Raw genomic sequence first — 8,304 nt, 5'->3', positions numbered from 1 at the left:
GCCTGCTGCGGTTGCTCTTGCTTCCCACCTGGCACTACTTCCTCTGGAACCTCACGTCCCAGTCTCCAGGTGTCCAACATCAAGGGGAAGCTTCACTCTGTATCGACGGCAAGGAGTGGTTCGTCATCGCGTTGGCTGCGTTCCAGGAACGAAACCGCGAGGCGCAGAGCTTCCGCTCGCTGCAGCATGTGTATCCCATCGGTGTGGCTGGATTCGGAGCGACCTTACGGCCGACTGCTGCTGCGCGGCACCTCGCAGGCACCCATGTGATCATCTTGCTGTGGCGGTGTGATCACGGCGTCGGAGCCGTCTGGATAGCCCCGTTCACCGGACTGAACCCACGTCAGTTCGGCAAGCTGATCACCGCGCTGCGGCGTGAGGGTGCCGACCCGGTCCGCAAGGGCCGCCCCTGGAGCCTGCCGCTGGAGGACCGGGTTTTGCTGGTCGCCGCGTACTGGCGGACCAACCTCACCCTGCGCCAACTGGCGCCGCTGTTCGGGGTGTCGAAGTCCGCGGCCGACCGCATCATCAACCACCTTGCACCGTCACTCGCGCTCCAGCAGCGCAAGCGGTTCCGCAAGGACACCGTGCTGATCGTGGACGGCACCCTGGTCCCCACCCGCCACCACACCATCGCCGAGCAGTCGAAGAACTACCGGTACTCCACCAACCACCAGGTCGTCATCGACGCCGACACCCGGCTCGTCGTCGCCGTCGGCCGGCCGGTCGCGGGCAATCGCAACGACTGCAAGGCATGGGAGCTGTCCGGCGCGAAGGACGCCGTCGGCCGCACCACGGTCATCGCGGACGGCGGCTACCACGGCACCGGCCTGGTCATCCCGCACCGACGCGAGAAGGGGCAGGCCGAACTCCCGGACTGGAAAGAGGACCACAACGCCTCCCACCGCAAAGTCCGCGCCCGCGTCGAGCACACCTTCGCCCGCATGAAGACCTGGAAGATCCTCCGCGACTGCCGCCTCAAGGGCGACGGCGTCCACCACGCCATGCTCGGCATCGCCCGCCTCCACAACCTCACCCTCGCCGGGTGACGAAGAAACAAGCAGGCCAACGAGCACGCCACAGATCATTTACGGGACAGCGCTTACTCAACCAACCGCCTGAACAGTGGCGCGGTATCGCCACCCGCTACGAAAAGACCGCGACCATCTATATGGCCGGGCTTCACGTCGCGGGCATCTTCCTCTGGTCCGCACGGTGACCCGATGTCCACTGAGCAGATCTTCCGGCCGGTGCCGTGTCCGATGACGCGACGGCCGGACGTATGCGGGAGCCATGTCAGCGGACGACGTCGAACACGTTCTTCTGCAGGCCGTTGGCGTATGCCTCGTGCTCAACCAGCTTCAGCTTCTGGGTGTCCTTATCCGTGGCGCTGAACAGGCGCTTGCCCGCGCCGAGCAGGAGCGGGAAGACGAGCAGGTGGTAGCGGTCGATCAGGCCGGCGTCCGAGAGGCTCTGGTTCAGGGCGGCGCTGCCGTGGACGATGATCGGGCCACCCTCGGTCTCCTTCAGGGCGGCGACCTCGTCGAGCGAGCGCAGGATGGTGGTCTCGCCCCAGCCTGTCACCAGTTCGTCCTCGGTGAGGGTGGTGGAGACGACGTACTTCGGCATCACCTTGTAGTCGGCGAAGTCCGCCATGTCCGGCCACACCGGGCTGAATGCCTCGTAGCTGGTCCGGCCCATCAGCATCGCCGTGGCTTCCTTCTGCTCGCGGCCCTTGATGTCGAACGCCTCGGGGAGGAACTCGATGTCCTTGAAGGTCCAGCCGGAGTTCCGGTAGCCGGGCTCGCCGCCCGGGGCCTCCACGACGCCGTCGAGCGAGATGAAGGCAGTGCTGATCAGGGTACGCATCTAAGGTTCCTCGGTGTCTCGTATCTGGTTCTCAGCAGGTCAGATCGGTGCATGCTTCGACGACACTTGCGGCTGCGGCGCATCAACCATGATCTATGACTGTTGATCACGAAGGAACTCATCGGTCCGCGCCCGTCTTTTTCTGACGGTCTCGCCGACCGAATTGGCTTGGAGGGCCCTACGCGCCCCTGGCTGCGGCACCTACCAGCACCGCAACAGCGACTTGCGGTGAATGACCCGCCCCAACCGGTGATGCCGGATCTTGATGCAGCCGGGCTCAGTGATCTAAACGAAACGGCCTAACGCGCGGCGGTCCGTCTGCGCCACCGCGCCCAGTTCCTCTTCAGCCTGCGCTGAGGTCGGGGAGATGAGTGGCCGGGGCGGGGCTGCGGTGGTGGAGGCTTCGAAGCGCCGGCGGCGTAGCTTCTCCGCGGCTTTCAGATCGGCCTTGAGTCGCCGGGCGGCCGCGGTCCGTGCGGCCTGGACGGAGCGGATCTGTTCCTGGCTCGCGGCGGCGGCCAGGAACGCTGATCCGAGGTGGTGGCCGGTGGCGGCGTCGAAGACCTCGATGGTGTCGTCGTGGTGGGGCAGGTGCCGTACCGAGACTTTGGTGCCGGTACGGCCGTTCATCCACGGGGCGAGGTAGTCCCGGCGGCGCCACCGTACCCCGCTCGTGCTGATCGTGTACGTGCGGCCGTCGTCCTCCAGGGCGAAAGTCGCCAGCTGCCCGACGGACACTTCCCACGAGAACCGGACGGCATGAACTGCCCTCCAGGTCCCAGGTATCGCAGCCCTTCGGCACCCTACTGACGTGAATCGGCATAAGACTGACAGCAGCCATGGTCATCCGGTACAGATGTGCCTCCACCCTGGCGCTCAGCATGGTTGATCTGGTGCTCTGCACGGGCGCCGACGCCCGCGTCTTGTGGCCGGGGTGCGTATCCGGTGTCACTGACCCTGGTACGGGGCGTGCTGCTCGGACGGTTCGGCCGGGTGCAGGCACGTCTATGGGCACGTGGTCATGTGTGGGTACGTGCGGGGGAGCGGCGGGTGCGGTGGCGTCGGGTGGTGAGGCTGTTGATGTCTGTGGTGGCCGCAGTCGGGGCGTCCAGCCTCTCACCCCGTCCAACTGACCGTCGTCCGAGGGATGAAAAGTCATACCGGACAAGGAGATGAGCTGTCCGCATACAAGGAGATCAACTGTCCGCTCACCCGGACGTCCCACTGAGCTGCCCCGAGTTTCGTAGAGTCCGGTGATCTTGTTTCAGGCGGACCGCGGGGTTTGCTCCTGGCTCCGCCAGAAGGCTTCCTCGTACTCGGCTGGCGGTACGTAGCCGAGCGCGGAGTGCAGACGCTCTTCGTTGTACCAGGTGATCCACTGGAAGAGTGCCCGTTCGACCTGGTCGAAGTCCTTCCAGGGGCCCTGCATCTCGATCAGCTCGGCCTTGAAGGTGCCGTTCAGGGCTTCGGCCATCGCGTTGACAGTCATAGCTGTCCGCGACGGAGCCGACCGAGGCCGAAGCCCGATGTCGGACAGCCTCTCGGTGTACCGAATTGATACGTATTGCCCGGCGACCCGCGGTCGCTGTGGTGAATGAGACCGGAGTCCTTATTGATCCTCCGTCTCCACAGCGCCATCTCCAGGGCATCCAACGGGAGTTCGGTGCGCATGTGGTTCGCGACCTGCCAGCCGACGATCGTCCGGGAGAACACGTCCAGGACGAACGCCACATACACCCAGCCCGACCAGGTCCGGACATACGTCATGTCCGCCACCCAGAGCTGGTCGGGCCGACTCGCGGTGAAGTCCCGGTCGACCAGGTCCGGCGGGCGGGGCGCCGACGGTTCGGGGACGGTCGTCCGACGCCGCTGCCCGCGGATGACGCCCTCCAGGCCCAGCTCGGCCATCAGCCGCTCGACGGTGCAGCGGGCCACCTGGACGCCCTTGCGCCGCAGCGCGCGGGTGATCCGGCGGGCGCCATAGGTGCCGCCGGATTCGGCGTGGACCCGTTCGATCAGCGGCATGAGCTGCTCGTCGCGGAGCCGGCGGGCCGACTTCGGTCGCTTCTTGCGGGCGAAGAACGTCGACGGCGTCAGCTCAGGTATCCGGCAGACGGGATCGACCCCGAGGCCCTTCTGGCGCAGGTGGTCGATCACTTGCTCGGCCTCGTCCGGGGACGGTCGATCTCCTGGGCAAAAAACACGCTGTCGGCTTTCAGGATCTCGTTCGCCCGCTTCAACTCCGCGACTTCTTTGCGGAGTTGCTTCAGCTCCTCGCGTTCGGCGGTGGTGAGCCGGTCGTCCCGGTCACCGGCGTCGGCTTCGGCCTGGCGGACCCATCCCCGCAGGGCTTCTTTGTGGATGCCGAGGTCCCGGGCGACATGCGCGACCGGGCGGCCGGTGGTGCGGACTTCGCGGACGGCCCGCTCGCGGAGCTCGTCCGGGTATTTACGTGGTGCTGGCACTGCTCGTGGTTCTCCTTCGAGCCAGGATCATAAGCCTGGCTTCAGGGACTCCACGAAATCGGGGTCAGCTCAACCCCGCCACTACGACTGGGCCTGGCTCGAGACCGGCACCGGCGGTGATCGGTACCTGCTGATCCGCCGCAACCCCGACAGCGGTGAACTCGCCTACTACCTGTGCTGGTCCCCGAACAAGGTGCCCCTCTCCGAACTGGTGCGGGTGGCCGGCACCAGGTGGTGCATTGAGGAGTGCTTCCAGGCCGCGAAGGGCCAGGTCGGCCTGGACCACTACCAGGTCCGCCGCTGGACCGCCTGGCACCGGCACATCACCCTGGCCAAGCTGGCCTTGGCGTTCCTGACCGTTCTCGCCGCGGACGCGACATCGACCAGACCCGCCGATCCGGACCGCCCCGTCCGCAGCACCGACCCGGTCGACCTGACCGTCCCGGAGATCCGTCACCTTCTCGGGGCGCTGCTGAGCTCACCGAGCACCTCCGTGAAGATGCTCCTGCACTGGTCAACCTGGCGCAGGCACCACCAGGCCGCCGCCCGCCGAAGCCACTACCGACGCCGACTCCGTGCCCTACCTGATAGCTAGATCACGAAACCGCACTGGAGTAGTAGCAGCCGGTTAGTTCATCCGCGACCAAGCCCGCCGGTTGTGCAGCGAGGCCGTACCCGATCCGCCGTGCCGCCGCGCTCGGCGGCTGGCCGGCTCTGCTGGTGCTGGACTTGGCCGGCCGCCAAGTTTGGGAGGCACCTCGATCCATGGTCGGGTGATGTTCACGAGTTTTGACAGCAGCGGGGTACTTGCCGGGGCAGCATCGGGATGCTCCTGGTGAAAGGCCCTGGTCATGCCGCAGATGTCGAAGGTCGAGCTGTACGCCGCGATCCGGCGTGACCATCGCGGCGGCATGAAGCTGCGGAAGTTGGAGCGCAAGTACAACGTGTCGTGGGCCCGGTGCGTCATAGAAGCGGCGAGCCCACACCGCGAAGCCTGTGCTCGTCACCGTCGGACCCAGGGGGCCCCATGTCCGCACGCATCGCCCAACTGCTCCTTGCCCTCGCCCTGTTCGCCGCAGCGGGCGGGGCCGTCACCGGCTGCGAACAGGGCAGCGATCGTGGCGCTCAGTCTCGCGCCCCTGGCCACAGCCCGGTGGCCAAGGCCCGCGCTCGTCAGGTCGCCGACGCCTGGGACGGCTCCGAGGCCGCCCGAGCTTGGCGGAAGGGCTACTACCCTCTCGGAGAGCAGGTCCAGCTACCCGAGGATGCCTTCCACGACGCAGCAGACAAGCAGGCCTACTTGAACCAGAACTTCGCCCTGCGCGGCCAACTCCCCGCCACGCCGCGGAAGAACGGCCGGGTGAAGTGGGAGAGCGGAGGCTCGCTCACGCTGCCACTGCTGGAGGCGCGGCAGGCGTACGAGGCAGTGGCCCGCGGCGGCAACGACGGACCGCATTTGACCGTGACCGGGGCGAAGCTGGGGGAGATGACCCTGTCCACCAGCCGCGGCCCGGCGACCGTCCCGGCCTGGCTTTTCACCCTGGACGGCTACGGCACTCCGCTCAAGCGGGTCGCCGTCCGTCCCTTGAAGCCTCCCGCGCCGCCGGTCGAGCCGATTACGGAGGGGCCCAGCGACGCGTTGCAGCCGCTTCGGCAGCTGGTCGGGACCGCGAGGGACGGCCGGTCCGTCACGGTGATCGCCGACCACGGGGCCTGTGACGACGGTCCTGCCGTGGCTGTGCTGGAGACGGACGGGAGCGTGGTGCTGTCCGCGTCCGTCGTCGGGACGAAGGAGGGCCCCTGCGCCGACCTGGGGCTCAGCGAGACGGTGACGGTGAAGCTGGACCGGCCACTCGGCGACCGTGTGCTCCTGGACGCGTTCACCGGTCAGCCAGTGCCGGGATGGCCGTAGGGGGAGGCCTCTTACAGCTGCGGTTCTTGGCCGAACTCGGCGGCCGCGCCGTTCGTGGGCTCCGGCCCGTCCTTCTGCGAGAACTCGCTCAGCTTCCAGCCGTTGTGGGTCCAGCGCACGGTCACGGTCATGGTGAACCAGCTCGTCTTGTTGGGGATCTCCTGGTGGACGCCCTTGCCTGTCAGCCCGAAGAGGCCGCTGTACCACACGTCCACGGTGGCTTCCCCGGAGCGGTAAACGCGTACGACCGTGCCGACGGGCATGGTGGCCCGGTCGGCGGCTCTAGGCTGAGGGCTCGTGGTCGAGCAGCAGCCTGTCAGCCATCAAGCTGAGGCACTGACGTCATTTCTCGTGAACATCTATGAGCCCCAAGGTTACCAACTGCTGCCCAAACCGGCAGACAAACGCTGCTGCTTGAAGTGAACGAAGCCAACGCGGCATCGCGGCCAACGGCAACCACGGCGGCGGCCCGCCGGCCATCGACGGCGACATGCTCGCCGTCGCGCTGCGGCGCCGCGACGCCTGGGAATCCGTCACCACCGCTGCCAGCACCTCGACATCGGCGCTTGGAGATCGCACGCCGCCAGCTCGACACCGGCGCGGCAGGTTTGACCGTGGCCACCGTCGGCGAGGCCTAGCTCTTCGCCCGGGGCGGAGTGCCGGACCTCTTCATCGCCCACCCCTGGGGGTCGATGACGCAAAGGCCCGTCGGCTGTGCCTTGCGGAGTCCGTCGCGTTGCGGGTCGGTGCGGACACCGTGGAGAGCGTCCAGCGACTGGGGCGCGCGCTGCGGGCCGCGGTGAGACCGGGCCTCCACGAATCAGGGGTCAGCTCACCTGAACCTGAGCCGTGCTAGGTGGCCCTGAGCGGGCTCAGGGCTGTGCAGGGCCACCAACCCTGCTGGATTCACGGGTCCGACTCGAGGCCGCACGAACCAGCCTGGCCCGCTGCACGAGGGACGCAGCGGCCCTCTCCCACTCGGAATACGCGAAGGCGAACCCGGCCCCACGCAGCCGGCCCGGTACCACTCGACGGCTCTTGAGCAGCAGTTCCGTGTCCGAGCGCAGCGCGAACGCCCCCAGCTCGGCCATCCAGCGCGTCGCCGGCAGCCCCACCGGGATGCCCCAGGCCGTGCGCAGCGCCCGCATGAAGTCGCGGTGCGGAAGGGGACCGGGTGAGGCGAGGTTCACCGGCCCCTCGAGGTCGTCCCGGGAGATCAGGAACTCCACCGCTCGCACGAAGTCCTCGTCATGAATCCAGGAGACGTACTGCGCGCCGCCGGCCACCGGCCCGCCCAGCCCGAGTCGCGTCAGCCGCGACAGTACGTCGAATACACCGCCCCGATCCGGGCTCATGACCATCGCCGAGCGCAGCGCAACCTTGCGGGTCGCGGGGGTCGGCGCCTCGGCCTGCGCCCGCTCCCAGTTCTTCGCGATCTCGACGCTGTATGCCCAGTAGTCCGGCACTCCGGCCTCCGAGCCTCCGATCACCCCGGTCGCCTCGTCGTGTGCCGCGTCGAAGCGGTGGGCGTAGACCGTCGCCGTACTCATCTGCAGCCAGACACGCGGTGGCCGTGAGGCGGCGGCGATCGCCTCGCCGACCACCCGCGCCGAATCCACCCGGGAGTCCATCATGGCTTGCAGGTTCTCGGCGGTGTAACGGCAGGAGACGCTGCGCCCAGCCAGGTTGATCACGACATCGCAGCCGTCGATCGCCGCGGCCCAGCGGCCGAGCGTAGCCCCGTCCCATCCGACGTCGTGCGCCCGCACGGGACGCCGGGTCACTACCGTGACCTCGTGGCCGGCCGCCGTCAGCGCACGGTCGAGAATCGTGCCCACCTGTCCGGTTCCCCCGGGCAGCACTACCTTCATCGAACCCCCTCGGCTCCGCTCGGCATCAGCGTAGCCCTTCTTTTTGAACGTGTTCAATACGGGAGTACGGTAGGCGGTCGGGGCGAGGCCGCGGAGACAGGCGGGCGGATTGGCGTTCACTTCACAGAGAGCCGTGATGCTGCTCGGTCACGCCGAACAGGCCCGGCCGGGCCCCGCTCTCCGCCGT

6 protein-coding genes and 2 pseudogenes are annotated in these 8,304 nt (G+C 67.7%); 3 read left to right on the top strand and 5 right to left on the bottom strand.

The window, feature by feature from the left end:
* Positions 1–288: 288 nt before the first annotated feature.
* Positions 289–1,049, top strand: a pseudogene (locus ACIOWN_RS33080) (transposase).
* Between the two features lie 247 nt (positions 1,050–1,296).
* On the opposite strand, the gene ACIOWN_RS33075 reads toward ACIOWN_RS33080, so the two are convergent.
* The 3 genes and pseudogenes from ACIOWN_RS33075 to ACIOWN_RS33065 form a co-directional block, all read right to left on the bottom strand.
* Positions 1,297–1,869 (bottom strand): dihydrofolate reductase family protein, encoded by a 573-nt coding sequence (locus tag ACIOWN_RS33075; RefSeq protein ID WP_385949209.1) that lies wholly within the window; start codon positions 1,867–1,869, stop codon positions 1,297–1,299.
* Positions 1,870–2,154: 285 nt separating this feature from the next.
* Complete coding sequence (locus ACIOWN_RS33070; protein ID WP_401984274.1) at positions 2,155–2,607, bottom strand: Mu transposase C-terminal domain-containing protein; 453 nt, start codon at positions 2,605–2,607, stop codon at positions 2,155–2,157.
* 526 nt (positions 2,608–3,133) lie between these two features.
* Positions 3,134–4,334 (bottom strand): annotated as a pseudogene (locus ACIOWN_RS33065) (IS3 family transposase).
* A 193-nt stretch (positions 4,335–4,527) separates the two neighbouring features.
* Here ACIOWN_RS33065 and ACIOWN_RS33060 point away from each other — a divergent pair.
* The gene (locus tag ACIOWN_RS33060; protein WP_401984273.1) at positions 4,528–4,929 is read left to right on the top strand and encodes a hypothetical protein; all 402 of its coding nucleotides are present in this window, start codon (positions 4,528–4,530) and stop codon (positions 4,927–4,929) included.
* Positions 4,930–5,361: 432 nt separating this feature from the next.
* The gene (locus ACIOWN_RS33055; protein ID WP_362357960.1) at positions 5,362–6,246 is read left to right on the top strand and encodes a hypothetical protein; all 885 of its coding nucleotides are present in this window, start codon (positions 5,362–5,364) and stop codon (positions 6,244–6,246) included.
* An 11-nt stretch (positions 6,247–6,257) separates the two neighbouring features.
* Here the strand turns inward: ACIOWN_RS33055 and ACIOWN_RS33050 are convergent, their stop codons facing one another.
* Both ACIOWN_RS33050 and ACIOWN_RS33045 read right to left on the bottom strand, forming a co-directional pair.
* Positions 6,258–6,509 carry a hypothetical protein gene (locus tag ACIOWN_RS33050; RefSeq protein ID WP_362357962.1) on the bottom strand — a complete coding sequence of 84 codons (252 nt, stop codon included), beginning with the start codon at positions 6,507–6,509 and terminating at the stop codon, positions 6,258–6,260.
* Between the two features lie 609 nt (positions 6,510–7,118).
* Entirely contained in the window at positions 7,119–8,117 is a 999-nt protein-coding gene (locus ACIOWN_RS33045; RefSeq protein WP_401984278.1) for a TIGR01777 family oxidoreductase, read from the bottom strand.
* Between the last annotated feature and the right edge of the window lie 187 nt (positions 8,118–8,304).

Source organism: Streptomyces sp. NPDC087787 (assembly GCF_044743035.1).
GTDB lineage: Bacteria > Actinomycetota > Actinomycetes > Streptomycetales > Streptomycetaceae > Streptomyces.
This window is presented reverse-complemented; position numbering and strand designations above follow the sequence as displayed.

Bases quoted from the DNA above. Each gene is read 5' to 3' on its own strand.
- ACIOWN_RS33045 (WP_401984278.1), bottom strand. From the start codon at position 8,117: ATGAAGGTAGTGCTGCCCGGGGGAACCGGACAGGTGGGCACGATTCTC.
- ACIOWN_RS33050 (WP_362357962.1), bottom strand. From the start codon at position 6,509: ATGCCCGTCGGCACGGTCGTACGCGTTTACCGCTCCGGGGAAGCCACC.
- ACIOWN_RS33055 (WP_362357960.1), top strand. From the start codon at position 5,362: ATGTCCGCACGCATCGCCCAACTGCTCCTTGCCCTCGCCCTGTTCGCC.
- ACIOWN_RS33075 (WP_385949209.1), bottom strand. From the start codon at position 1,869: ATGCGTACCCTGATCAGCACTGCCTTCATCTCGCTCGACGGCGTCGTG.